Source organism: Methanosarcina baltica (genome assembly GCF_055394095.1).
Genome location: NZ_AP042463.1, coordinates 2,594,593 through 2,619,543, shown reverse-complemented (window position 1 = coordinate 2,619,543; position 24,951 = coordinate 2,594,593). Strand labels below are relative to the sequence as shown.

Sequence of the window (24,951 nt, the reverse complement as noted above, 5' to 3'; positions counted from 1 at the left end):
AAACAAATTTTATATATTCAGAATGGAAAATAAAGTATAATGGATTCCATAACTCTTTTTTTTCGAGATCACACAACGATAAAGCAAATAAAAGCACGTTCAAAGGGACTATTATAATAAACAACTTAATATACCTTATTAGCTTTGAATAGTTGGGATCAAACGTGTCAGAGCAAACTATACCTTTAAGGGAACATCTGGTGAACCTGAAATCCTGCAGGCACGGAGGATTAATTCAGGAAACTTCGGAAAAGTACGGAATACCGGAAACGGACATTCTGGACTTCAGTGCTAATTATAACCCTCTTGGGAGTCCCTTTGAATACCCGGGAAGCGGACTTATCCTTGATGCTATTCTTCAAAAGACTCTTCTGAAACTCAAGGAATACCCGGACAACCGCTACCTGGAATTCAGGAAAGCTGCGGCTGATTTTGTAGGAAAAACGGAGGTAACTGCTGAAAATATCATCCCCGGAAACGGGTCCACCGAGATAGTCAGGCTTGTTGTCGAATGCATGGTGGAAAAGGGAGACGAGGTCATACTTCCGGCCCCCACCTTCGGGGAATACGAAATGCAGTGCCGGGTCATGGGAGCAAAACCCCTGCATCCGGACGTGGAAACCATCGAGGCCGTCCCGGATGAAATGCTTGACCGGGCGAAAATACTCTTCCTCTGCAACCCCAACAACCCTACCGGAAAACTGCTCTCAAGGGAAAGGGTCGAGAAACTCGCAAAGCGCTGCGAGGCCCATAAAACCCTGCTTTACGTTGATGAAGCTTTTATTGACCTTTCCGACCCGACTCAGACTGTCGCGGATCTGGCTGCCAAAAGCAACTACGTTTTCGTAATGCGCTCCCTTACAAAAGCCTTTTCGATGCCTGGAGTCCGGATGGGCTTTGGGATCGCTTCCCCGAAAATGGCAGAGGCCTTTGATACGGCCCGGCTTTCCTGGAACCTGGGAGCCTTAGCAAACGCCATGGGAACAGCCTTCATGGAAATTGAAGGAGGTTTTGAGAACCCTTACCTCAAAGAAGCAAGGGCCCTTATCCTGGAAGAAGGCCGGAAACTCAAGGCAAAACTGGACCGGCTAAGAGGCTTTGAAGCAGGCGAGGTCAACGTCAACTACATCCTGGTCAACATAAGCGGCTGCATGATGGACTCCGTTGAACTTACCCAAAGGCTTGCAAGCCATGGGATCCTGATCAGGGACTGCTCGACCTTTCCGGTCCTGGGCAAAGACTACATAAGAGTCGCAGTCCGGCCAGCTCAGGAAAACGAAAAGCTCATTTCCACAATCGGAGACGTCATCACCGAATGGGGTAAAGATCGCTCAAAGGAAGAACTCCAGCACGTCCTTGAAAAGGCTTCGGAAGAAGGCACGACCGGCGGGAGGACGACCTGCGAATATTATCCCTGCCACTTCGAGGGCCAGGACTGTACCTTCTGTTTCTGTCCCTTCTACGCCTGCGAGGACGAAAGGACCGGCGGGAAATGGATCAAAAGTTCCCGGGGCAAGCAGATCTGGAGTTGTGTGGACTGCTATCATATACACAAAAAGGAAATCGTCCGGAAGGTCCTGGACTGTCTCATGCAGGAGGGGGAAACGGATGAACTCGTGAAACTCGCCTGGAAAAAAGTCATGGAACCCCTCCTTGAAGGGAAGAAGTAAGGAGTCTGATTCATGTTTTATCCGGAAAGTGTACACCTTATCCAGGTGCTCCTGCTTGCGGTAGCCATCGATGTCTTTCTGGGAGAGCCTCCGGCGGCTCTTCACCCTGTGGTCTGGATCGGAAAACTGATCGGAGTCCTGAAAAATGCGGCCCCGAAAAAACACAGGACCCTTTACGGGATAGCCATGGCTCTCACATGCGTCCTCTTATCCGGAGGCCTGGCATATCTGGTGCTCTACATTGCGCATCTCCCCCTGGTCCCGGAAGTCCTGGGGCTTGCCCTTGAGGCTTATTTCCTGAAGGCCACCTTTGCCATCCGCTGCCTGCTCTCCCCGGCCTCGGAGATTTACAAAAAACTTGAAGAAGGCAGCCTGGACGAGGTAAAGGAACTGCTCCCCATCTACGTAAGCCGGGATCCCGGAAGCCTCACAAAACCCCAGATGGCTTCTGCAGTCGTGGAGTCGGTCTCCGAAAATTACGTGGACGGCATCCTTACCCCTATCTTTTATTATGCCCTTTTCGGGAACCTCGGGCTCGTTGCAGCCTACGCTTACAAAGCCATAAATACCCTTGATTCTATGGTGGGGTACAAGAAAGAACCTTATAAAGAGCTCGGGTTTTTCTCGGCCAGGAGCGACGACGTCCTGAACTGGATTCCCGCAAGGTTTTCCGTATTCTTCATAACGGCCGCGGCCCTGCTTGCATCCGCTGTCCCGCAAAAAGGAAGAAAATTCAGTCCCAGAGACTGCCTGAGAACGGCTCTCCGGGAAGGGGCAAATACCCCATCCCCCAATTCCGGATATCCAATGGCTGCAGCCTCAGGAGCCCTCAAAGTCCGGCTTCAAAAACCCGGAGTTTATGTGCTCGGAGGAAGGTTCAGGCCCACGGAAGTAAAGGATATAAAAAGGGTGTCCCTTTTAATAGCAATAGCCTCAGGGCTTTCTGTTATTGCCTTTGCAGTAATAATCTGGAAGCTGGCTGCCTGATTACTGGTTAGCTGATTTCCGGCCCCCGGTTTGCTTGCATGACCTGCCAGCCGCCGGGAAAATTTGCTGTTCCGAAAATACTTCTTTATTATCCGGACCTTCGTTGTCCGGGCTTTCAGTGTTACTTATAATCAAGAACGCAATGTTCTTAACTAACTCATATCAGGGCTCATAACCACGGAAAAACAAGGAAAGACACGGAAACCGGCCTATCGGCCGGTGGATAGCCGGGTCTCTAAAATAATCATTCATAAACCATTCCGGATTAAACGCCAGAGTAACCGTAAATGGCGTCTTCACGGCGTTCTTTCTTCCGTGTATTCCGTGGTTTAAATCTTTTTGAGCTCAGTTTGAGAATTCTGGTGCCTGACTATAATCCATTATCCATTATTATCGCCAATTAATCTAATCCGTTATTATTATCCGATTCGGACCTTTATAAAAGCAGAATTCATATCGTTCATAACTCCGTTCACACTTTCATTTATTTTACCTGGTGATCCACATGAAATTATCCGATATTGAAAACAGGGATCTGAAAAAAGGCCAGCCTGAAACGCTTGAGGGTAAGGCCAGCTATGACATCCTGGATGCTCTAAAAGAAGAGGGTATAAGTGTACAGGACCTCGTGGACTCGGCTCTCGAAATGTATGTCCCGCATCCCGGGCTTGAGACCCGGGAAAAAGCCGAAGCGGTGTTCAAAAGAGAACTGAAATTCGCCCTTTCCGACCCGAACCTCTGTCTCCTGATCTACTCGGGGATTTTGCTTGAGCGGGAAGGAAGAAAAGGCAAACTCCCGAACCTCAGTAAAAGTTCCTACGAAAAGGACCTGTCCTTTATCATAGCGGACGAGGTGCTAGGGACGAGCATCGCAAACTACATCAGCGGCTCGAAGGGCAGCTTTGAATTCGTCAGGTTTGACAAGCTAAAACCCGGAATCCTCGCGAAACTCGGGCCTTTTATGGATGACGTAATCGGAGGACTGATCGGTGGGGTCTCCTCCAACATGTACTCAAGAAGCATAGCGGACCTTGAAAACGAAGATTAAAAAACGGGCGGTTAAGAAATGAATTCCTATTTACTTGCCTTGAAATCGGGGTTTGGATTCCTATCCACCATTCCTGTCGGGCTTTCCATGGAAGGTATCGACCAGCTTATGAAAAAGATCTATTTTTATCCCGTGGTGGGAGCCGTACTTGGATTGCTTATAGGGGCGGTCGCGTACCTCGGCCAGACAGTTTTTCCGGCCCCGATTACCGCGGCTGTTATCATGGTTTTCGTATATTACATAACGGGCTTTAACCATCTGGACGGGGTGGGGGATCTCGGAGATGGGATGACTGCCCATGGTTCCCTTGAGAGGAAACTCAAAGCCCTGAAGGACACGACCCTCGGGATAGGAGGAGTAGCTTTTTGCGTACTGCTGCTGGTCATGTTTTACAGCGCCATCCGGGCCATCCAGGCCGAGGGAGAGGCCTTTGGCCCGGATCTTGCAAAGCTTATGTTCCTTTCCATGTTCGTTGCCGAGGTCAGTTCCAAACAGGCCATGCTCACCATCGCGACTTTTGGAAAGTCCCTGCATGAGGGCCTGGGGTCCATGACCATTAACGGGGCAACGGTGGCCAACTTTTCAATCGGATTTATCTTTGGGGCGGCGGTCTGCACGCTTGCCTTCGGGAGCATCGGGCTTTTTGCTTACCTTGCGGCCTGTGTTTCGGCTCTATTTCTGCTCAACCGGAGCAATGCCCACTTCGGAGGCCTGAATGGAGACGGGATAGGCATGGCGAACGAGGTAGGGCGGGTGACTGCCCTTATAACCATAGCCCTTATTCTTCAATTGAGTAATAACGGATATGAGGGAGGACTTATATGGACGCTATTGTAATGGCAGGCGGATTTGGCCAGAGGCTCGGCATGGGAGAAAAGCCCTGTGTGGAACTGCTGGGAAAACCGCTTATTACTTATGTTATCGATACCTTGCGGGCTGCAAAACACATTGACAGAGTCTTTGTTGCAGTCTCCCCGGTTACCCCGAAAACCGAGCTCATGCTTCAGGAACACTACAACGGGGAAGTCGGAGTGATAAGAACCTTCGGAGGAAACTATGTCGGGGACATGGTCTACGCCGTGGAAACTTCGGGGGCGAAAGGCCCTGTGATGATTACCATGTCGGACCTTCCCCTGCTCACTTCGGAAATGATCGACTCGATTATTGAGACATACGAGGAACACGAGGAACCGGCCCTTTCGGTTTATGTCCCTATAAACGTCTGCAAAAAAGCCGGAGTCCGGCCTGACACTGTTTTCAATAAAATGGGTAAATTGATCGTACCCTCCGGGGTTAATGTCCTGGACAGTAACAATATCCATGAAGAACAGGAAGACTTTAATCTTATACTGGACAATCCCAAACTGGCAATAAATGTAAATAACGTAGAGGACCTCCGGCGCTGTAAGGAACTGCTGGAGTGTCAATAACCCACGACCCGGTTAAGGGCGTTCTGCCTGAGGTCGTGAGATTCCGGAAAACTTCTTGTAAAAACCAGAGAGGTGTCTTGTATTCTAACCTTAAAAAACCTTACACTAAACCGCGATGGAAAAAGGATTCTGGGTGGAGTTAACCTTGAAGTCGGAAACGGGGAAATCCACAGCATTATAGGTTCGAACGGTGCGGGAAAGAGCACGCTAGCCTATGCCCTGATGGGCCTGCAAGGGTACGAACTTGAGGAAGGAAGTATATTATTCAACGGGGAAGACATCGCGGCCCTTTCGATAACCGAGCGCGCAAAAAGAGGTATAACCCTTGCCTGGCAGGAGCCTGCCCGTTTTGAGGGACTGAAAGTCAGGGACTACCTTGCAATTGGAGCCGGAGGAAACGGCAAGACTACGGAAAAGGAAATCTGGGCGGCTCTTGAAAAAGTTGACCTTGTCCCGGAAAAATACATTAACCGGGAAGTGGGCGAGGCTCTGAGCGGAGGGGAAAGAAAACGAATCGAACTTGCCTCCGTCCTCACCATGAAACCCAAACTTGCAATCCTTGACGAACCTGATTCCGGAATCGACGTGGTTTCCTTAAAAGAGATAGTGTCCCTTATTAAGACCCTGAAGGAAAACGGGTCTTCAGTGCTTGTGATCACCCACAGGAAAGAAATTGCTGCGGCTTCGGACAGGGCATCGCTAATGTGCGATGGGACAATTCTCCGAAGTGGAGACCCCGGGGAGATCAGCCACTTTTTCATAAACAGGTGCATCCCCTGTGACAACAGGCTTTATTCCCTGGAGGACCGATCATGACTGTGAAAACATTGAACGTGCTTTCTGAAGAACTTGTGGGAGATATGGGCCTGGCCTGTGCCGCAGCAGGTGGTAATGAGGCTGTTCTGCACGACCATGGGATCTCAAGCCTTGTTGTGAGCGGAAACCGGGTGCTCAGTGCAAACCAGACCGAAGGAATTGAGCTTGAGAAAGAAGAGACGGAAACCGGGGTCAACATTAAGCTGACAATTAAAAAGGGTTGCATAATCCAAGACCCTGTACACCTCTGTTTCGGCCTGATTCCGGAAGATGGAGTCCAGGAAATCAACATGGACTTCGTAGCCGAAGATGACTCCGCCGTGGAACTGATTGCCCACTGTACCTTCCCAAATGCCGTGAAGATAATCCACAAAATGGACGGCAGAATGCATATAGGGAAAAACGCCTCTCTGACCTACTCCGAAACCCACTTCCATGGCCCCCACGGAGGCATCAGGGTTCTTCCGAAAGTGCAGATCAAAATCGAAGAGGGAGGCCGCTTTTTTTCAAACTTCACTCTTATCGAAGGTCGCGTAGGGATCATTGAGTTCAACTACGACGTGGATGCGGGAAAAGACTCCATCTGCGAGATGGTTACAAAGGTCTACGGAAAAGCCGATGACCTGATAAAGATCAAGGAAAGGATTTCTCTGAATGGGGAAAATGCAAGGAGTGTTATAAAGAGCAGGCTTGCCCTGACCGAAAACGCCCGTTCCGAATTCATAGGGATCACGGAAGGCCACGCCCCCAGGGCCCGCGGACATGTGGACTGCATGGAAGTTATTCAGGACAACGCAAGCGCTGAAGCAATCCCGATTGTCCGGGTTGATAACCCCCTCGCCAAGGTAACTCACGAGGCCGCAATAGGCTGTGTGGACAAAAAGGAAGTCGAGACCCTCATGGCCCGCGGACTTGATGAAAATGAGGCTGTTGACGTTATCGTAAAGGGCATGCTTGCCTGAAATTATCTATTTTCCTTTTCCTTTTCCTTTCCCTTTTTCCCGTAAAACGTTCTCCGGATTAGAGGAAAAAGCTAAGATCTATAAGGCAGCCTTAATCTCATAAATTAAATACAGGAGTTGAAAATATTAGCAGGGAAATCACCATTTCCGGGAAAACATATTCTGAAAAGGCCTTACAGCTCGTCATGGGCAGGGGAGACGTAAAAACCGATGCCGAAAGTATCTCCAGAGAGATGCTGCTTTTAACTGAAGTGATAGAAGCCCCCCTCAGACTTCCGAGTATATTGGAAGTGTTTTACACCATGCAGTTAAAGGACGAAAAGGCCTTTCATTTTTCCCTTCTAAGGGTCCAGGTTGACTCGGACCTCCGAATGCATGAAGATATCCAGAAGTACCAGCAACGCAGGTACGTGGCCGAGACCCTTGAAAGATTAATATACGGAGAACTCATGCTTTCCGGGGAAAGCTCGGACGTAGATATTGAAGGCTTCTAAAACCGGAGGTTTCGCGGCCCGAGTTCCGTCACCCGAGTTGCGCTACCCGAGTTCCGTCTCCCGAGTTCCGTCTCCCGAGTTCCGTCTCCCGAGTTCAGCTTCGGGAGCACGGGGTCCTTTTCGGTCGCTTCGCTTCCTCAAGAGGACTATAAAAACCGGTCGGGGTATCAATATTATGATTTTTTCACAGTAATCAGGAATAAGTATTTTTCACTTTTTTACTCCAGCCTCTGGGTAAGAAATTTTTTCAAAACTCCAGCAGCGGTTCGCACCTCAGATTCAGCGGTTCGCATGCTTCGGGACTTCGGGTTTAGCCGGAGGTATTCTCTACTACCAGTGCAAAATGGTAAAGTGGTAAAGGGGGAAGTGATTAAAGGTCCCTCAGCAAGCGAAAACCAACGTTGCCGTAGCGCTTGCCGGGACGTACCCAAGGCGGGACGCCGACCGGCAGCTCTTGGCGTAGTAGTTCCAGAGGCCGCCCCGCACGACAGGTATATTCCCATTCAGCTTCAGAGGGCAGGCGGTATTCGTCAGTATCTTCCATCTGATTGAGTTTTTTGATGAATTTTTGAGCATCTTCCCATGATACATTTTCAACGGGATTTTCATCGCCTTTAAAGCGAGAAGGATTACTGCCCATTACAGCTTTCCACTGTTTCTGAGTAACCTGATACTTGCTAAGGATCCGCAATGAAATAACCTACGCAATTTAGCATTTATTGTAATTATTATTGGCGACCTTGATCATGAAAATCAACACATTCAATAGAGATTATGCATAGGTTATTCAGTGACGACTCCTAAGGAGGAAAGGTGTTCTAATCGTAACTTTGTGAAGCGGGCCTTCATCACCATATCTGCCTTTTTCTGATTCAGGAGACCCCATCATAAAATAACCGGCTGGAATCTTCACAAATTCCATGCCAATAGAGTTTTTGAGTTTCCTGATTCTCTCTTCTTCCCGCTGTTTCCTCAATCTCTCATGTTCCTCATTCTCTTTCCTTATTCTCTCTTCTTCTTGCCTTCTCAAAAGTTCCTGTTCAACTGAAAAACAATTCTCGCAAAGCGGCCTTTCCCCACGTTTTCTCTCATCACGGAACCAGCTTTCACAGATCTGGCAAAACTGCGATTTACATTTTCCACACAGTAAAGACCTGTTGGAAGAGTCAATGAGGTTCATGCATACGGGACATTCTCGTTTTCCGTTGTCCGGTTTGAAATTTCCGTTTGTATTTTCCGTTTTCCGGTTTACAGGAGGGGAGGCCGGGGTCACTGGAGGGGAATTCATCTTAGCTCCCACAACTTCAATATGCAACAATTCCACAAGAGAGTCACAGAGCCGGAGGTAGCACGATTTGAATTCATCCATGTTGTCCATGCCGAGAACTTTGAGTTCTTTGATTCCGTTATTCAGAAGAGGGTTGATTTTTTCATCGGTGATCTCAGGAACTTTTTCAAAATTAGCATACAGCAAATGGAGTTTGTACAGAAGGTCGTCCCTTTCAATGGAACCGGAATGGCAGTACCTCATGCGTCATCGGTTAAGCATTAAATACTCACTCTTGCACACGTTTTTTATATTAATGAGTTAAATATCAATGTAGCTATGCCCCCCCATTCCCAACCCAACCTTGAAGATTCTCTTCGGGAAATGTTTCCCGAAGATTGGTTAAGGCAAACTGCCAAAGAAACTGGTCTTATAAAACGTGAACGTAAAATTGACCCTGTAATCCTTTTTTGGGTATTAACTCTTAGTTTTGGCGTACGTTTACAGCGTACAATTGCCAGTTTGAAAAGGCAATATGAAAAGGAAGCAAATACCACAGTAAGCGATAGCATTTGGTACTATCGTTTCACCCCAGAATTAGTTGATTTTCTTCATCAGTGTGTGATTCATGGTATGGAAGAGCTTGCAAAGGAACCTGGGAAAAAATTGAATAAAAAACTTGAAAATTTTGAGGATATTTTCATCCAGGATAGTACAATCATTCGTCTTCACAAATCATTGGCAGAGAAGTTCCCAGCAGCAAGAGCAATTAAGGGCACCGCTGGAATGAAACTGAGTGTTCTGGTCAGTGTACTTGCTAATGGACCTAAAACTGTTGCTTTGTATGGGGAAAGAACAGCTGAGATAAAAACATTGACGATTGGTCCTTGGGTAAAAGATCGTATTCTCCTCGTTGATCTAGGTTTCTTTAAAAAGTGGTCATTTGTAAAAATTGAAGAAAATGGAGGATTCTTCGTATCCAGAATTAAATCAAATATGGACCCCATTATTGTTTCTATTGAAGAGGGCATTCCTAAAAAAAAGCATAAAGATTTGATTGGAAAACGTGTCAGTGAATGCATAGAGATACTTGATGGAAAAGATCTTGATGCAGTTGTAAAAATGAAGTTCAAGAGAAGATCATATAATGACAAGCAAAAAATGGATGAGATGCATGTGCGCCTTGTTGCAGTATATAACACTGAAGAAAACAAGTATCACAGGTACATAACAAACATTCAAAAAGATGTTCTGAATACAAAAGACATTGCAACATTATATGGAGCAAGGTGGGACATAGAACTACTTTTCAAGGAATTGAAAAGTAGATATTCACTTGACGTCCTTGATACAAAAAATGAGCAGGTTATTGAAGCTCTAATATGGACAGCAATGTTGACGTTAATCGTCAGCAGAAGACTATATAATATTGTAAGAAACTCGACACCTCATCCTGAAAAGATGGTTCGATATACACAGTTGCGCTGGAGCACAATATTTGCAGAAAATGCGTCAGATTTGCTGACAGTTATTTTACATAGAGCTGGTATTGAAAGAACTTTTGAAACTGTGATGAAAGTCTACGAAAGTCAAGCTTTGGACCCGCATGTCAATAGAAAAAGATTTAGGGATGAATGGTCTACGTGAGTTAGGGACTGAAATGAAAAAACGGTATCATGAGAACGATACAAATCCTTAACCGATGACCAATGGGCAGTACCTGGATAGCTCGTGTATCATCCTGAAACTGTTGGTGAAGACCTGGACAGAGTTGGAAGAATAGCGGGTTGAAAGGCGTTTTTCTGCATAAATGGAGGCTTCATCCGGGTTGTTATTGAAGATTTGCCGAAATTCTCCTACTTTGCAGGAATAACGGAACATTTTTTCCCGGACCTCAACAGCTTCAAAGCCCTGGACAATGAATTTGCCGGAAATGCCGTATTCGTACATCAGGCCTTCCCGGCAGTTGACGTCAACTTTGAAGAAAATGCGGCGTGTACCCCGGCCTACGATGGGAATGCCCGATTGTTTCGGGATGGAGAGGACGTATTTATCACTCCAGGGGTCACGTTCGCGTTTCCTGAGTTCAAAACGACGGTCTATACCGTCAATATAGGCATCCGTAATGTTGAGGGCTTGGTGGGTGTAGAGTTCAATAGCCCACTGCTCAAGCTGGAGTTCGGAAAGGTTGTCTATGCGCAGGATGTACCAGTAAATAACAGGATTTTTATTGTCGATCCACTGCCTGATGTTCGGCATGGCCCGAGCTTCGGGAGAATCAAAAACAAAATTTTTGAGGGCAGGGTCGTAGATGGTGCGGGTGATTGCGATGGGATGAGAGTGCATAGACGTTCAGCTCCGGGTCTGAAGGAGTAATAGAGGTGAATCACTTATCAAATTATTGCGTTTTTGAAAAATGGATTAAAATGTTCATGAAGTTTGGTTCTCATCGTAGCAAACTTGAAGAAAAACCCGGCTTGCTCTGAAATAATTGTTATCAACAGGCAGCTTGAATAAATTCAATTAGTATATAAATAGTTATATAAATTCTGGGGGAATATATTATCCAGGGAATTTCTGGAAAAAAATAGATTATAGGATATTTCCCGAAAGCTCAACCTGGACATAGCAATTAATAATTTACTGAACCGTTTCCAAAATCCAGACCTCGTGGGGGGGTGAAATACCGTAATCCTTCAAAGGGGAGTAAAGAAGGTCAAATACCCTGCGCAGGCAGTGGGGCTTGTTTTGACAAGTTCTGTTTGACCGGTCCGGGTCTTAATTGACATGCCGGATCTGTCATGATATCTGCAAATGCTTCCTCATTTGTAGCTTTATCGTACAATATAAAAGTTCTGAGAGGTGGGGACGGTGTGCTATGCATGACAGGCATATCCGACACTGGTGGAGGGGAGACAGTTAAAAACTGCGTTACCTGCTACGGGAACCGGTTTAATTTCAAAAGCAGAGTGGAGAAAATCGAAAAAAGGGGGTTTAAAATGGCAAGCAAAGAAGAGCTACTTCAGGAACTTTCAGACGCAATCGTGTCCTGTAAGAAGGACAACGTAATTGCTGCCGTGGAAAAGGCAAAAGGGGAGATAGAACCGGCTGAGATCATAGAAAAGGGGTTAGCTGCCGGGATGAATCAGGTCGGGACCCTATTTGAGCGGGGAAAACTTTTCCTGCCTCATGTTATGATGGCTGCCGATGCCATGTCAGCTGGGGTAAAGCTCCTCGAGGCTAATATGCCCGCGGGAGAAAAGACAAAGACACTCGGGGTTATCGTAAATGGGACCGTGGAGGGAGATGTGCATGACATCGGCAAGTCCATCGTATCGACCATGCTCCAGTCCGCGGGCTTTGAGGTTTACGATATAGGGAGGGATGTCCCGATCAAGAACTTCATAGACAAGGCAAAGGAAGTTGGCGCCGACATGATCGGGCTTTCCGCACTTATGACCACCACCCTCCCGGGCCAGAAGGAGGTTATCGAGCTTTTGAAAGAGGAAGGGATGAGGGATAAGGTCAGGGTCATGATAGGAGGCGCTCCCGCAACCCAGAACTGGGCCGACAAGATCGGGGCTGACTGCTATGCGGAAAACGCAAGTGAAGCCGTCCAGAAAGCAAAGGAACTCCTTCTCGGAAAATGAGGTGGAGAGGCGGGAATACAGGTGATGTAAAATGGCAAAGGAATACGCATTAAGGATGGGAGACGGAAAGAAGATCTTCCTTAGCAAAGAAAAGATCCTGGAAGAAATCGAAGCCGGTTCTGCGGACGCTGCGGACCTCGGGGAGATTGCGGGCCTTTCGGGAGACGAGATGGACAAGCTTGCGGAAATCATTATGATGCCCGGAAAAACCGTGAGTGTTGAGCAGGGTATGGAAGTTCCCGTTACCCATGATATCGGGACCCTCAGGCTTGACGGGGACCAGGGAAACAGCGGAGTGGGGATTCCCTCCAGCCGGCTTGTAGGCTGCATGATGCACGAAAGGGCTTTCGGGGCCGACACCATGGAACTCGGGCACATCGACTACAGCTACAAGCCTGTCAAACCCATTGTTTCCAACGAGTGCCAGGCAATGGAAGTCTGTCAGCAGAACATGATCGTCCCAATGTTTTACGGGGCAATGCCGAACATGGGACTCTACTATACCCCTGACGGCCCCTTCGAAAACCCCGGCGACCTCATGAAGGCCTTCAAAATCCAGGAAGCCTGGGACGCCATGGAACACGCAGCAGAACACCTTACCCGGGACACTGTGTGGGTCATGCAAAAACTCTTCGCTTCCGGAGCAGACGGCATTAACTTCGACACCACCGGCGCAGCCGGAGATGGAGACATGTATGGGACCCTCCACGCAATCGAGGCCCTCAGGAAAGAATTCCCGAACATGTACATTGAAGCCGGAATGGCCGGAGAATGCGTGCTCGGTATGCACGGTGAACTTAAATACGACGGTACAACTCTCGCCGGACTCTGGCCACACCAGCAGGCCCCACTTATCGAAAAGGCAGGTGCAAGCGTCTTTGGGCCCGTGTGTAACACCAACACCAGCAAGACCTCGGCCTGGAACCTCGGCCGCTCTGTTACCTTCATGAAGGCGGCGGTGGAAGCCTCCAACCTCCCCTGTCATGTGGACATGGGGATGGGGGTCGGCGGTATTCCCATGCTCGAAACTCCACCCATCGACGCCGTTACCAGGGCCAGCAAGGCAATGGTCGAGATTGCAGGCGTAGACGGCATATAGATAGGGGTCGGCGACCCGATGGGTATGCCGATTTCCCACATAATGGCTTCCGGGATGACCGGGATTCGGGCCGCAGGAGACCTTGTCGCGAGGATGGAATTCTCAAAAAAGATGAGAATAAAAGAAGCAAAAGAATATGTCGCAAAGAAGCTCAGTGTCGAAACCGGCGACCTCTCGGACGAATATGTCATGAGGGAACTTAGAGAGGAACTTGATATCGGGGTCATAACCTCTGTTCCAACTGCCGCAAAGGGGATCGCGGCAAAGATGAACATCGAGAAACTCCTTGGCATAAAGATCAATTCCTGTGACTGCTTCAGGAAACAGACCGGGCTGTAAAAAGGACCGTAAATCGGGCAGCAAAAGCTCAGGGGTTTTTTTCCGAAGAGAATATTTTAGGGGAGAATAATTCCAAGAAATTATATATAATATGTTTTATAAAATACTGGATAGAGAGACCATTAAGGTTACTATAAAAAGGGATGAAGCCACGGGGCCTCTCTATTAAAATTTGGAGAAATATGGGTCATAATCCGAAAGGAATGGGGAATTCCTGAAATATTGTGGGGAGATACTGCTGTTTTTCCGGAAAATCTCAGAACCTTGAAGAGTGAAACCCATAAACAAAACAATGAAAGTAAAAGAAGGGAAGTAACAAAAAGGGAGATTGAAACAATGGCTGAATGTAATGCATTTGCGGGGACTCGTCCTCTCGATGGGGTGGAGCTGAACCTGTTTTCAACTGAAGATTTAAAGGCGATCCATTATGCCACAATGGACATCCTGATGAATCCGGGGATTCAGGTCTCGGACCCTGAAGCGAGAAAGATCTTCAAGGAAAACGGCTGTGAGGTCGATGAAAAGGCCCAGATCGTGAAGATTCCGGAGTACCTTGTAAGAAGGGCTCTTCAGCTTGCGCCTTCTCGGTTCGTGCTCTGGGGCCGGGACAAAAAATACAATACCGTCATGGAATGCGGCGGGAAGGTACACTGGACCTGCTTCGGGACCGGCGTTAAGATGTGCAAGTATCAGGACGGAAAATACGTCACCATAGACTCCGTGGACCAGGATATAGCTGATATCGCAAAGCTCTGTGACTGGGCCGAGAACATCGACTACTTTTCCCTGCCGGTGTCCGCAAGGGACTGGGCAGGCAAAGGGGCCCAGGACGTCCACGAGACCTTCACTCCACTTACCAATACCCAGAAGCACTTCCATCACATCGACCCCGTCGGGGAGAACGTGGAGTACTACTGGGACATCGCAAAGGCCCTCTATGGGGGAGATGCCGAGGAAGCCCGGAAAAAGCCTATCTTTTCCATGCTGCTCTGTCCTACAAGCCCGCTTGAACTCAGCGTGAACGCCTGCCAGGTCATTATCAAAGGAGCTCGCCTGGGAATCCCGGTAAACGTCCTGAGTATGGCAATGTCGGGAGGATCTTCCCCCGTCTACCTTGCAGGGACCCTTGTGACCCACAACGCCGAAGTCCTCTCAGGGATCGTGCTTGCCGAACTTGCAGTACCCGGAGCTTCTGTCTGGTACGGAAGTTCCACAACTACTTTCGACCTGAAAAAAGGGACAGCGCCGGTCGGGTCTCCTGAACTCGGGCTGATCAGTGCGGCTGTGGCAAAACTTGCGCAGTTTTACGGCCTTCCGTCCTTTGTTGCGGGCACTTAGTCTGACGCCAAGGTCCCTGACACCCAGTCCGGTCACGAAAAGACACTCACCTGTCTGCTTCCTGCCCTCTCTGGAGCAAACACCATCTACGGTGCAGGGATGCTTGAGCTTGGAATGACATTCTCCATGGAACAGCTCGTAATCGACAACGACATTATCAAGATGACCAAGAAGGTCATGAAAGGAATCCCGGTTTCCACCGAGACTCTGGACGTGGAGTCAATCAAAAAGGTGGGCATAGGAAACAACTTCCTGGCCCTTAAGAAGACAAGGATGCTTGTGGACTACCCATCCGACCCGATGCTCATTGACAGGATGATGTTCGGGGACTGGGAACACGCGGGGTCCAAAGACCTTGCAACCGTTGCGAACGAAAAGGTCCAGGATGTCCTCAAACACCACGAGGTCCCGCCAATCGATGCGGATCTTCTGAAGGACATGAAAGCCGTTGTGGACAGGGCTGATAAGGCCTTCAGGGATGCCAGATAAGGAGGGGTAAAAATGGCAAGCAAAGAAGAAATCATCGAAAAAGCGAAAGAAGCGATCACCGAGTTTGACGCCGAAATTGCCGAAGAAGCTTCAAAGGAAGCCCTCGCAGCAGACATCGACCCGGTGGAGATGATCGAACACGGGTTTACCGCAGGGATGCAGGAAGTCGGGGAAAAGTTTGAACAGGGCTCTCTTTTCCTGCCTCATGTGCTCGCAGCGGCAGAGGCCATGAAGGCAGGCATCGAAGTCCTCAAGCCTGAAATGGAGAGGCGCCAGTCCAAGACCGAATCCAAGGGAAAGGTCATAATAGGGACCATCGAAGGGGATATCCATTCCATCGGAAAGGACATAGTGGTTTCCATGCTCAGTATTGGAGGCTTTGAGGTAATCGACCTGGGAAGGGACGTAACTGTTACCACATTCGTCGAGAAAGCAAAAGAGATAAAACCAGACGTTGTCGCTTCTTCTGCCCTCATGACCTCGACCATGGTCACCCAGATCACGCTTGAGGAACAGTTGAAGGAGGCCGGAATCCGCGATCAGGTAAAGACAATGGTAGGAGGAGCCCCGGTTACCCAGGACTGGGCAAACCAGATCGGAGCCGATATCTACGGGGAAAACGCGACGGATGCTGTCAATAAAATAAAGGAAGCTCTGGGAGTCTAATCAGTCAATTACCCTCCACTAAACAAGCATGTCCAGCATTGGTGAGGGAAGATAGTTTCAAAAACTACGTTACATGCTATGGGAACTTGTTTCAAAAGCAGAGTGTAGAAATCAATGTGGAACGGAATGCCTGAAAGTATACGGCATTCCTCCCACGACTAAAGTCGCAGGCATCCTGCCTGAGGAATCGTGATTTAAAAAGGGAGGAGTTGACGTGGATTTGCAAGCCTTGAAAAGGCAGGAAAGCAAACGAAAAATCAGTAAAGGGTATATGTGGGCCCTTTTCTGTGCTGTGTTCTGGGGGATCTGGTACCTTCCGGGGACTGTTATATGGGTCCTGAATCCTTTTGATGAAATGTACGGAGTTATCGCAGAGACAAGCGGAGATGCTACATCCCTGGTTGTAACGGCGGTCCTGATTACCGCATTCAATGCACTCACTGTTATGCTTGCGCTTATGCTCTGGAACGGGGTACTTGGCAAATACGGGGAACTTGTAAGGACTTTGAAGGAATTTCATCCCTGTTCCAAGTGGTTCTTCCTGGCCTCTATCTTCGGGGGGCCCATGGCAATTCTCGGATCTTTCATGGCCATGGGTTTTATCGGCGGAGCGTTTGCGGCTGTTGCTGCCCTTCTCTACCCGGTGATTGGTTCGGTACTTGCCTATTACTGGTACGGGGAAAAGATCAGTAAAAGAGCGGCAATGGGGATTTTAGTTATTATTATTGGCGGGATTACAATCTTTGGCGGCGGGCTTATTACTGAACTTGCTGCGGGAGATGTGCCCTGGATCGGATATCTCGGCGGGCTTATGGCGGCTGCCGGCTGGGGGATCGAAGGAGCCATTGCAGGCAAAGGGCTTGACATTTCCGAGCCGGACGTGGGGCTCACCCTCCGGTTCGTGGGGGAGAATATTATCTGGTGGATTATTATCGTACCCATCCTTGCGTTGGTGGGTTATCCGATGTATTCTTTTGCGCTTCAGGCCTTTGAGCCTCTGACGATGCTGGTCCTGATTTTTGCGGGAATCACCTTCGGGTTCTGTTACGTCTGCTGGTACAAGTCTTTCCCCCTCATAGGAGTAGGAAGAGGCCAGGGGATAGGAAACCTCTACGGACTCTGTGCAATTATCTTCATTTTCCTCTTCTTCGGAGATAGACCTGAGTGGACTATCCTGCTTGGAGGTGCGCTCTGCGTTGCCGGAAGTTTCATAATGATTACGGAGGAAACCAGCGAACTTGAGACCTTGAGGGGATGATTAAATGGCCAAAAACCGCCCGATTAAATTCAGGATTCTGGAACTTTGCCTGGATGAAAAGGAGCACTGGAACTATGAAATTGTTTCAAAAATCCAGGAAGAGTATGGCATGAAAGGGGATTATAAAAGGGACAGCATCAACTTCGACATCATAGAACTGGCTTCCGGGGGGATGCTTAAGGACGTGGAACAAAAGGTCGATGAGGAAGGGATCTATAAGAAAGGTTTCCTCCTGCACAAGTACAGGATCACCGACTTCGGGAAAGTCCGGGGCTCGGATGCCTGTCTGCGTTATGTGTAATCCGGAGGGTTTTATATGGTACAAACAGAAGCCGCTATGGAAGCTTACAATGCCTATTGGGTAAATTCCTTTATTCCTGCGGCTGATATCATGTGGATGGTCCTTATCCTGATTCTGGCAGTTATTGCCCTGTACCAGGCAAGGACCTTTGTTTCACAGTTCTGAACTTTCAAAAACAAAAATGGGTCCTGTCAAACCTTTCCCAAATCATAAAAACCGGCAGGCAGAAATCAAAGGTGTCAACTACCCCACGCTGAAGAAGCTGTCCGACAATTCAATTTTAGGGTAAAAACAGGTAAAAAAAAAGGCATATTAAGCCTTTAATTCGGAAAAGAAGGAATTCAGTTATTACTGATAGTAATTGTTGGACAGCCTATAAAGCAGTGGGGCTTGTATAAGCCCTGGTTGACCAGCCTAAGTCTTAATTGACTACGTTAGAAATGTCAGTGCGACAAGAAAGCTATAATATGAATTGCGGTAACGCTATCCCTTCCATTTGGGATAATCCTACTATGACATGCGTCGATGGTAACGTCAGGGTGTGAAGCTCATAGGACAATATGGAGAAGTTTGAAAATCTAATTCGAATCATCCGTTAGGATAAGAATACTATGAAAAACGTAATGTGAACCATTGTAAGAATCGTGACCAACAACAAGCGTATCTATTCAGGGTAAGGGTGGCACATTTTCAATCGCCGCATGAAGTGAACTTATAGTAGGTATATTATTCTTTATTAGTGTAGATATGTATCCCCTAATTCTAAAGAAAACGTATCTATTCAGGGTAAGGGTGGCACATTTTCAATCGCCGCATGAAGTGAACTTATAGTAGGTATATTATTCTTTATTAGTGTAGATATGTATCCCCTAATTCTAAAGAAAACATCTGCTCCATGGGGTTTCCTAAAATCTCCCGATATTTTTTGCTGAACTGTTATCATTCTGAGATCTCTTTCTGCTTGGTTGTTACTGAAAGGAACTCTTAGATCCGTAGCAAACCTCAAGATTTCTTTTTCATACTTTGAAAGTCTATCAAGGAGATTTTTTGCATCGCTCTGCGCTTTTCTTCCTCTTTTAACCCCATTGTCTTTCGAGATTTCAGGTGGAGGATTGTCCTCAAATCCTTTCATTAGTATTGACTGATACTTTTCTTTAAAGGTCTTGAGCGTATCTTCATCTATTTGTATGCCCTGTTTTCTGGCAAAGTCTGCGCATTTTTTAATTTCATATAGGAGATCAGACATCTCCTCAGCCCACACTTGCTTGAATATGTTATAAATGTCTTTAAGTTCTCTTTGAATGTGGACATTACATGCCGCATGTTCACATTTGTATTTAAAATAGGGTTTCCAGAAATCGTGGACTATAATTCCTCTATATTTAGGCAACACTCCCATTTTATTCATTGCTTTTGATCCTCGACTCCTATTATGGAAATAGTATGTATATTTTTTTGTAGAGATTAAATGGCAGTATTCCCCTTGACCACCAACGTCGATTCCAGTTTCATCACCATGGATGACATTTTCTTTTATCAGTTGCTTCTTGATGTGGTTTGTAGCACCTTTCAACTTGTGAAATAACTTATTTTCTGCCCTAATTATTGTACCAACGCTTATATCAAATCCAAAGGCATCTTTAAATAATTTCTTGATTCGGTCATAGGGAATCAATTGGTAGTTTCGGAGGTAAATTGCAATTGTTAAAACCATATTGCCATATTGGACAGGTTTTGTAATTGATTTCGGAAAAGCAGCTTTGTTTTTGCGGTTACAATAAGGACATTTTTTGATCTCAGCACGATGTTCGGTCACTTTACGCCTTACAATTATTTCAAATTCTTGTCTCTTCTCGTAATTTATAACTTCAATCTTCTCAATGTTACAACCACAATGTTCACATTTATGTAGCTTATAAATGATTGTTTTATCAGGATTTTTAATCATCCTTAATGTAGAACCAGGATGCCCTTTTTGGCCGCCAGGACGTCTAAAACTTCCTTTTTGTGAACCTTTTGATTGAGGTATTTTATCAGTAGAATTGTTAGTAGAGGGAAGTCGATTTCTTTTTTGGTTTTGGTTATTCTTTTTTAGGCGAGATTCTAACTCATTAAGTCTTTCTCGAAGTTCGGTGTTTTCGGATTCAAGATTTTCATATCGAGATTCAAGCTCTTCGTGTCGAGATCCAAGATCTTCATACCGAGATTCAAGCTCTTCGTGTCGAGATCCAAGATCTTCATACCGAGATCCAAGATCTTCATACCGAGACTCAAGATCCTCAATATATGAAACAATGGATTCAGGGTCTGAACGGCATTGAGTAAGAATCTCTTCACATTTCATAAACCTCATTCCAAAATCCGATGATTTTTATATTAATCTATATGAAAAAAGTAATTGTTGAGTTTATACGAAATATAAGTTAGAAACAGAGGTAGCTGAATAGATACAAGAAAACATCTGCTCCATGGGGTTTCCTAAAATCTCCCGATATTTTTTGCTGAACTGTTATCATTCTGAGATCTCTTTCTGCTTGGTTGTTACTGAAAGGAACTCTTAGATCCGTAGCAAACCTCAAGATTTCTTTTTCATACTTTGAAAGTCTATCAAGGAGATTTTTTGCATCGCTCTGCGCTTTTCTTCCTCTTTTAACCCCATTGTCTTTCGAGATTTCAGGTGGAGGATTGTCCTCAAATCCTTTCATTAGTATTGACTGATACTTTTCTTTAAAGGTCTTGAGCGTATCTTCATCTATTTGTATGCCCTGTTTTCTGGCAAAGTCTGCGCATTTTTTAATTTCATATAGGAGATCAGACATCTCCTCAGCCCACACTTGCTTGAATATGTTATAAATGTCTTTAAGTTCTCTTTGAATGTGGACATTACATGCCGCATGTTCACATTTGTATTTAAAATAGGGTTTCCAGAAATCGTGGACTATAATTCCTCTATATTTAGGCAACAATCCCATTTTATTCATTGCTTTTGATCCTCGACTCCTATTATGGAAATAGTATGTATATTTTTTTGTAGAGATTAAATGGCAGTATTCCCCTTGACCACCAACGTCGATTCCAGTTTCATCACCATGGATGACATTTTCTTTTATCAGTTGCTTCTTGATGTGGTTTGTAGCACCTTTCAACTTGTGAAATAACTTATTTTCTGCCCTAATTATTGTACCAACGCTTATATCAAATCCAAAGGCATCTTTAAATAATTTCTTGATTCGGTCATAGGGAATCAATTGGTAGTTTCGGAGGTAAATTGCAATTGTTAAAACCATATTGCCATATTGGACAGGTTTTGTAATTGATTTCGGAAAAGCAGCTTTGTTTTTGCGGTTACAATAAGGACATTTTTTGATCTCAGCACGATGTTCGGTCACTTTACGCCTTACAATTATTTCAAATTCTTGTCTCTTCTCGTAATTTATAACTTCAATCTTCTCAATGTTACAACCACAATGTTCACATTTATGTAGCTTATAAATGATTGTTTTATCAGGATTTTTAATCATCCTTAATGTAGAACCAGGATGCCCTTTTTGGCCGCCAGGACGTCTAAAACTTCCTTTTTGTGAACCTTTTGATTGAGGTATTTTATCAGTAGAATTGTTAGTAGAGGGAAGTCGATTTCTTTTTTGGTTTTGGTTATTCTTTTTTAGGCGAGATTCTAACTCATTAAGTCTTTCTCGAAGTTCGGTGTTTTCGGATTCAAGATTTTCATATCGAGATTCAAGCTCTTCGTGTCGAGATCCAAGATCTTCATACCGAGATTCAAGCTCTTCGTGTCGAGATCCAAGATCTTCATACCGAGATCCAAGATCTTCATACCGAGACTCAAGATCCTCAATATATGAAACAATGGATTCAGGGTCTGAACGGCATTGAGTAAGAATCTCTTCACATTTCATAAACCTCATTCCAAAATCCGATGATTTTTATATTAATCTATATGAAAAAAGTAATTGTTGAGTTTATACGAAATATAAGTTAGAAACAGAGGTAGCTGAATAGATACCAACAAGCGAAATTAGATTGATACGCTTGAACCAAAATGGTAATGAAATCAGACCAATAAGGCTTGACATACTTATTGGGAAATGGACATATGATTTTCGGTTTAAAGATGGCTTCTAAGGTATTCACAATTATTCATTTTATAGAACTTGGTAAGCCCTATATGTTCCCCTCGGGGTAGGAATCCTGCAAAGGATGACAATGACATAGAGGGTAAAGGAAAGGAGTAGAAAGCGAATGACAATTTGTAATGAACTGTATAGGGGTTCAAAATTTGCCCTAATCCAAAAGGATGCAGACTTACTCCGTGGTATCAAAACGTAAGAATGAAGGTATGACCTATGAATGTAAGTCATTCAAATACGTTGATCGAGAAATCGATCAGTGAGAAGCTTACAAACAAAACACATGTTAATAGGCTGCAAGTCATGACTTACGAAAGCAGTTATTAACCAAATAACTGCTGCCCAATATAAAGGGTTATGAGATACTTGAGCTGTATGAGGTGAAAGTCTCACGTACAGTTCTTAGGGGAGAAAGCGGGAGCAATCCCGCCGACTTACCCGACTGATACCTGCGAATGCTTCCTCAGTTTGCAGCTCTATCGTGTAGTATTAAAAGTCCTGAGAGGTAGGGACGGTGTGCTACGCATGACAAGCGTTTCCAACATTGGCGAGGGGAGACAATTTCAAAAATTGCGTTACCTGCTATGGAAATTCGTTTCCAGCGCAGAGTGGAGAAATCCAGCATGATTTTTATACTTAACAAAAACAAAGAGCCGTTAAGTCCCTGCCATGAAGCGGTTGCAAGAAAACTGCTTAACGCAGGAAAAGCGGTTATTCACAAAAAATACCCCTTTACAATTCGACTCAAAGAGCTGAAAGAGTCTAAGGACAATTCGGCTTTTAGACTTAAAATAGATTATGGAAGCCGTCACACGGGTCTTGCTATTCTGAAAGGCTCAAATGTTGTCTGGGTTGCACAGTTGCACCACAAAACAGGCATAAAAAAGAATATGGATAGCAGAAGATCAATGCGGAGAACACGGCGAAATCGGAACACCCGTTATCGAAAACCGAGGTTTCTGAACCGGAAAAGACGGGAAGGCTGGCTGCCTCCGTCTCTGCAAAGCCGTGTAGACAACATAGAAAATTGGGTCGAAAGGCTCAGGAAACTCTGCCCATTGACACACATTTCCTATGAAAACTGCAAGTTTGATACTCAACTCCTGCAAAATCCCGAGATCAGTGGAATCGAATACCAGCAGGGAGAGCTGCAAGGGTATGAAATCAGGGAGTATCTGCTTGAAAAATTCGGTAGAAAATGTGTTTACTGTGGAGCTGAAAACGTTCCGTTGGAGATTGAGCACATTATTCCTAAAATCAGAGGAGGCTCAAGCAGAGTCTCCAATTTAACATTGGCTTGTAGAGAATGCAACCAGAAAAAAGGAAGTCAAACCGCAGAAGAGTTTGGACATCCAGAAGTGCATAACCTGGTTAAAAAGCCACTTAAAGAAGTTGCAATTATAAATGCTACCAGATGGAAAGTTTTCGAGGCATTGACTAAAACGGGCCTTCCTGTAGAATGCGGAACAGGTGCAAGGACAAAAATGAACAGAATCAGGGCAGAGCTGCCAAAAGATCATCATTTCGATGCTATTTGTGTAGGAGAATCCACTCCAGAAAAAATCAATTTTGCAACAAACAACGTCCTGCATATCAAAGCAAAAGGAAGAGGGCAGTATAAAAGAACAAACCTTGATAAGTACGGCTTTCCACGGTCATACTTACCCCGGCAAAAAACCTTTTTCGGTTTTCAAACTGGCGATACAGTCAAGGCGGTTGTACCCAAAGGCAAGTACAAAGGGACATGGTTTGGTTCCGTTGCTTGTAGAAAATCGGGTAGTTTCGACATCAAAAACAAAGAGGGGAAAAGGATCTCAATTAATAAAAAATACTTCAAAGTGGTACAGAGAGGAAATGGCTACGAATATTCGGTAGAGGAGTACGGCATTCCTCCCGGCGCTAAAGCAACCGGGTTCCCTGCCTGAATTTTTGTGGAAAATAGCTTCCGGCCTTTCAGAGGAGGTACCAGTCCGTGTCATCGACCGAGATGTCTTCTCTGAGGCCAACTTCTCTTTTGGGGACTTCCATAACTTCGGAAATTGTGTCGGAAAAGTCCTGCAGGTATTCTTTACTGGAGAGACTGTTATAAATAAACTTTTTTTGCGGTTGAAGCATTTTCTGAATTGTGCTTTCTTTTGGGACTATTTCAACCTCCAGGTCCACCATTTCACAGGCTTTTTCCATAGCCGTCCTGAAGTCCCCTATACAGTAGGCTATCCTGTGCCTGTAGTTTTTCCGGGTCTTTTCGAGATAGGAGGCCAGCCTTTCACTTTCTATCCTTATAAAGTCCCTTTTGACCTGGGTTACGTTGCATTTCCCCATCATGAATTTATAGTGCATGAAAGGGTACTGGGTATCAAGTTCCCGGGGCGCGACCCCGCAGGTCCCGAAGGTCACGATATGCACGTCTTCGGGTTTTAGAAGTTCGAAGATGATTCTGTCAAACTTTTTATGAGAGGGGCTTTCATGGTAGGGCTTTTTTTTAGCGCAGGGCAAAAAAATACAGAGTTCCCGGTCAGGGGCCTCGTATTCCCTCAAAATCCATTCGTTGGCCCGGACCATATCCGGGTGATAAATAATCCTTTCAGTGTCAAGGGGTTCACTTGAACGTTCGTTTTCAGGGATAATCGGCTTCATGGGAGTTCATCAGCTATTGGTTAAGAAAATATATATATAATTAACCCGGACGGTTATGTATGCTTTTGTGCAAGTAGCACTAATGAAAAAGACATATTAAGTAATTCCTATAATTAAGCGGAATTAAATATAATTAATATAAATAAGAGAATGTTCATATATATTATATTGCTGACATTATAGAAAATACAGAAAAATTGTTGCTGTTGTTATTAATAAATGCAGGGAAAATGTTGTTGTTGTTATTAAATAATACAGGAAAAATGTCGCATAATCTAAAAAACTGATTTCTATATTAATAATATTCCAGGATTAATAATAATCGTGTTCGCTACTCTCCTGTAGATGCAGG

At 45.6% G+C, this 24,951-nt stretch carries 20 protein-coding genes and 3 pseudogenes; 17 read left to right on the top strand and 6 right to left on the bottom strand.

The features are described 5' to 3' along the window. Positions 1-164: 164 nt before the first annotated feature. From cobD to ACZ5QV_RS11410, 8 genes are all read left to right on the top strand, one after another. A complete protein-coding gene (cobD, locus tag ACZ5QV_RS11445) occupies positions 165-1,670 on the top strand; it encodes a threonine-phosphate decarboxylase CobD (RefSeq protein ID WP_464599928.1) in 1,506 nt (501 codons plus the stop codon). 12 nt (positions 1,671-1,682) lie between these two features. Then, on the top strand, positions 1,683-2,657 hold the full coding sequence (locus tag ACZ5QV_RS11440) for a cobalamin biosynthesis protein (protein ID WP_464599927.1): 975 nt from the start codon (positions 1,683-1,685) through the stop codon (positions 2,655-2,657). A 505-nt stretch (positions 2,658-3,162) separates the two neighbouring features. After that, positions 3,163-3,705: an alpha-ribazole phosphatase CobZ gene (gene cobZ / locus ACZ5QV_RS11435; protein WP_464599926.1), complete on the top strand. Its 543-nt coding sequence runs from the start codon at positions 3,163-3,165 to the stop codon at positions 3,703-3,705. An 18-nt stretch (positions 3,706-3,723) separates the two neighbouring features. Next, a complete protein-coding gene (gene cobS / locus ACZ5QV_RS11430) occupies positions 3,724-4,542 on the top strand; it encodes an adenosylcobinamide-GDP ribazoletransferase (protein ID WP_464599925.1) in 819 nt (272 codons plus the stop codon). Further along, the gene (locus ACZ5QV_RS11425; protein WP_464599924.1) at positions 4,527-5,135 is read left to right on the top strand and encodes an NTP transferase domain-containing protein; all 609 of its coding nucleotides are present in this window, start codon (positions 4,527-4,529) and stop codon (positions 5,133-5,135) included. Before cobS ends, ACZ5QV_RS11425 begins: the two co-directional genes overlap by 16 nt. Before the next feature lie 72 nt (positions 5,136-5,207). Next, positions 5,208-5,951 carry an ATP-binding cassette domain-containing protein gene (locus ACZ5QV_RS11420; RefSeq protein WP_464599923.1) on the top strand — a complete coding sequence of 248 codons (744 nt, stop codon included), beginning with the start codon at positions 5,208-5,210 and terminating at the stop codon, positions 5,949-5,951. Further along, positions 5,948-6,913 carry a SufB/SufD family protein gene (locus ACZ5QV_RS11415; RefSeq protein WP_464599922.1) on the top strand — a complete coding sequence of 322 codons (966 nt, stop codon included), beginning with the start codon at positions 5,948-5,950 and terminating at the stop codon, positions 6,911-6,913. The genes ACZ5QV_RS11420 and ACZ5QV_RS11415 overlap by 4 nt, the downstream gene beginning before the upstream one ends. 185 nt (positions 6,914-7,098) lie before the next feature. Next, positions 7,099-7,407, top strand: coding sequence for a hypothetical protein (locus ACZ5QV_RS11410; protein WP_464599921.1), 309 nt, complete (start codon positions 7,099-7,101; stop codon positions 7,405-7,407). A gap of 478 nt (positions 7,408-7,885) precedes the next feature. On the opposite strand, the pseudogene ACZ5QV_RS11405 reads toward ACZ5QV_RS11410, so the two are convergent. Continuing rightward, positions 7,886-8,089 (bottom strand): annotated as a pseudogene (locus ACZ5QV_RS11405) (formylglycine-generating enzyme family protein); the annotation flags it as partial. A 105-nt stretch (positions 8,090-8,194) separates the two neighbouring features. Further along, positions 8,195-8,938 carry a hypothetical protein gene (locus ACZ5QV_RS11400; RefSeq protein ID WP_464599920.1) on the bottom strand — a complete coding sequence of 248 codons (744 nt, stop codon included), beginning with the start codon at positions 8,936-8,938 and terminating at the stop codon, positions 8,195-8,197. Between the two features lie 75 nt (positions 8,939-9,013). On the opposite strand from ACZ5QV_RS11400, the gene ACZ5QV_RS11395 reads away from it, so the two are divergent. Continuing rightward, positions 9,014-10,321 carry an IS4 family transposase gene (locus ACZ5QV_RS11395; protein WP_464599919.1) on the top strand — a complete coding sequence of 436 codons (1,308 nt, stop codon included), beginning with the start codon at positions 9,014-9,016 and terminating at the stop codon, positions 10,319-10,321. 48 nt (positions 10,322-10,369) lie between these two features. Here the strand turns inward: ACZ5QV_RS11395 and ACZ5QV_RS11390 are convergent, their stop codons facing one another. After that, positions 10,370-11,020: a hypothetical protein gene (locus tag ACZ5QV_RS11390; protein ID WP_464599918.1), complete on the bottom strand. Its 651-nt coding sequence runs from the start codon at positions 11,018-11,020 to the stop codon at positions 10,370-10,372. 653 nt (positions 11,021-11,673) lie between these two features. On the opposite strand from ACZ5QV_RS11390, the gene mtbC reads away from it, so the two are divergent. From mtbC to ACZ5QV_RS11355, 7 genes and pseudogenes are all read left to right on the top strand, one after another. Further along, positions 11,674-12,324, top strand: a complete 651-nt coding sequence (gene mtbC, locus ACZ5QV_RS11385) for a dimethylamine corrinoid protein MtbC (RefSeq protein ID WP_464599917.1) — start codon at positions 11,674-11,676, stop codon at positions 12,322-12,324. Positions 12,325-12,355: 31 nt separating this feature from the next. Continuing rightward, positions 12,356-13,762 (top strand): annotated as a pseudogene (gene mtbB, locus ACZ5QV_RS11380) ([dimethylamine--corrinoid protein] Co-methyltransferase). A 336-nt stretch (positions 13,763-14,098) separates the two neighbouring features. After that, positions 14,099-15,589: pseudogene (gene mttB, locus ACZ5QV_RS11375) on the top strand ([trimethylamine--corrinoid protein] Co-methyltransferase). Positions 15,590-15,601: 12 nt separating this feature from the next. Then, entirely contained in the window at positions 15,602-16,255 is a 654-nt protein-coding gene (locus ACZ5QV_RS11370) for a methyltransferase cognate corrinoid protein (RefSeq protein ID WP_464599916.1), read from the top strand. 214 nt (positions 16,256-16,469) lie between these two features. Continuing rightward, entirely contained in the window at positions 16,470-17,513 is a 1,044-nt protein-coding gene (locus tag ACZ5QV_RS11365; RefSeq protein WP_464599915.1) for an EamA family transporter, read from the top strand. A 4-nt stretch (positions 17,514-17,517) separates the two neighbouring features. Next, positions 17,518-17,814 (top strand): hypothetical protein, encoded by a 297-nt coding sequence (locus tag ACZ5QV_RS11360; RefSeq protein ID WP_464599914.1) that lies wholly within the window; start codon positions 17,518-17,520, stop codon positions 17,812-17,814. Between the two features lie 15 nt (positions 17,815-17,829). Continuing rightward, positions 17,830-17,979: a hypothetical protein gene (locus tag ACZ5QV_RS11355; RefSeq protein WP_464599913.1), complete on the top strand. Its 150-nt coding sequence runs from the start codon at positions 17,830-17,832 to the stop codon at positions 17,977-17,979. A 616-nt stretch (positions 17,980-18,595) separates the two neighbouring features. Here ACZ5QV_RS11355 and tnpC (ACZ5QV_RS11350) read toward each other — a convergent pair. Both tnpC (ACZ5QV_RS11350) and tnpC (ACZ5QV_RS11345) read right to left on the bottom strand, forming a co-directional pair. Next, on the bottom strand, positions 18,596-20,158 hold the full coding sequence (tnpC, locus tag ACZ5QV_RS11350) for an IS66 family transposase (RefSeq protein ID WP_464599444.1): 1,563 nt from the start codon (positions 20,156-20,158) through the stop codon (positions 18,596-18,598). Positions 20,159-20,237: 79 nt separating this feature from the next. Continuing rightward, a complete protein-coding gene (gene tnpC, locus ACZ5QV_RS11345) occupies positions 20,238-21,731 on the bottom strand; it encodes an IS66 family transposase (protein ID WP_464599912.1) in 1,494 nt (497 codons plus the stop codon). 854 nt (positions 21,732-22,585) lie between these two features. Between tnpC (ACZ5QV_RS11345) and iscB the strand changes: the two genes are divergently transcribed. Continuing rightward, on the top strand, positions 22,586-23,887 hold the full coding sequence (gene iscB, locus ACZ5QV_RS11340; protein ID WP_464599911.1) for an RNA-guided endonuclease IscB: 1,302 nt from the start codon (positions 22,586-22,588) through the stop codon (positions 23,885-23,887). Between the two features lie 28 nt (positions 23,888-23,915). Here iscB and ACZ5QV_RS11335 read toward each other — a convergent pair whose 3' ends face one another. Then, positions 23,916-24,599: a DUF5591 domain-containing protein gene (locus ACZ5QV_RS11335; protein ID WP_464599910.1), complete on the bottom strand. Its 684-nt coding sequence runs from the start codon at positions 24,597-24,599 to the stop codon at positions 23,916-23,918. Positions 24,600-24,951: the final 352 nt, after the last annotated feature.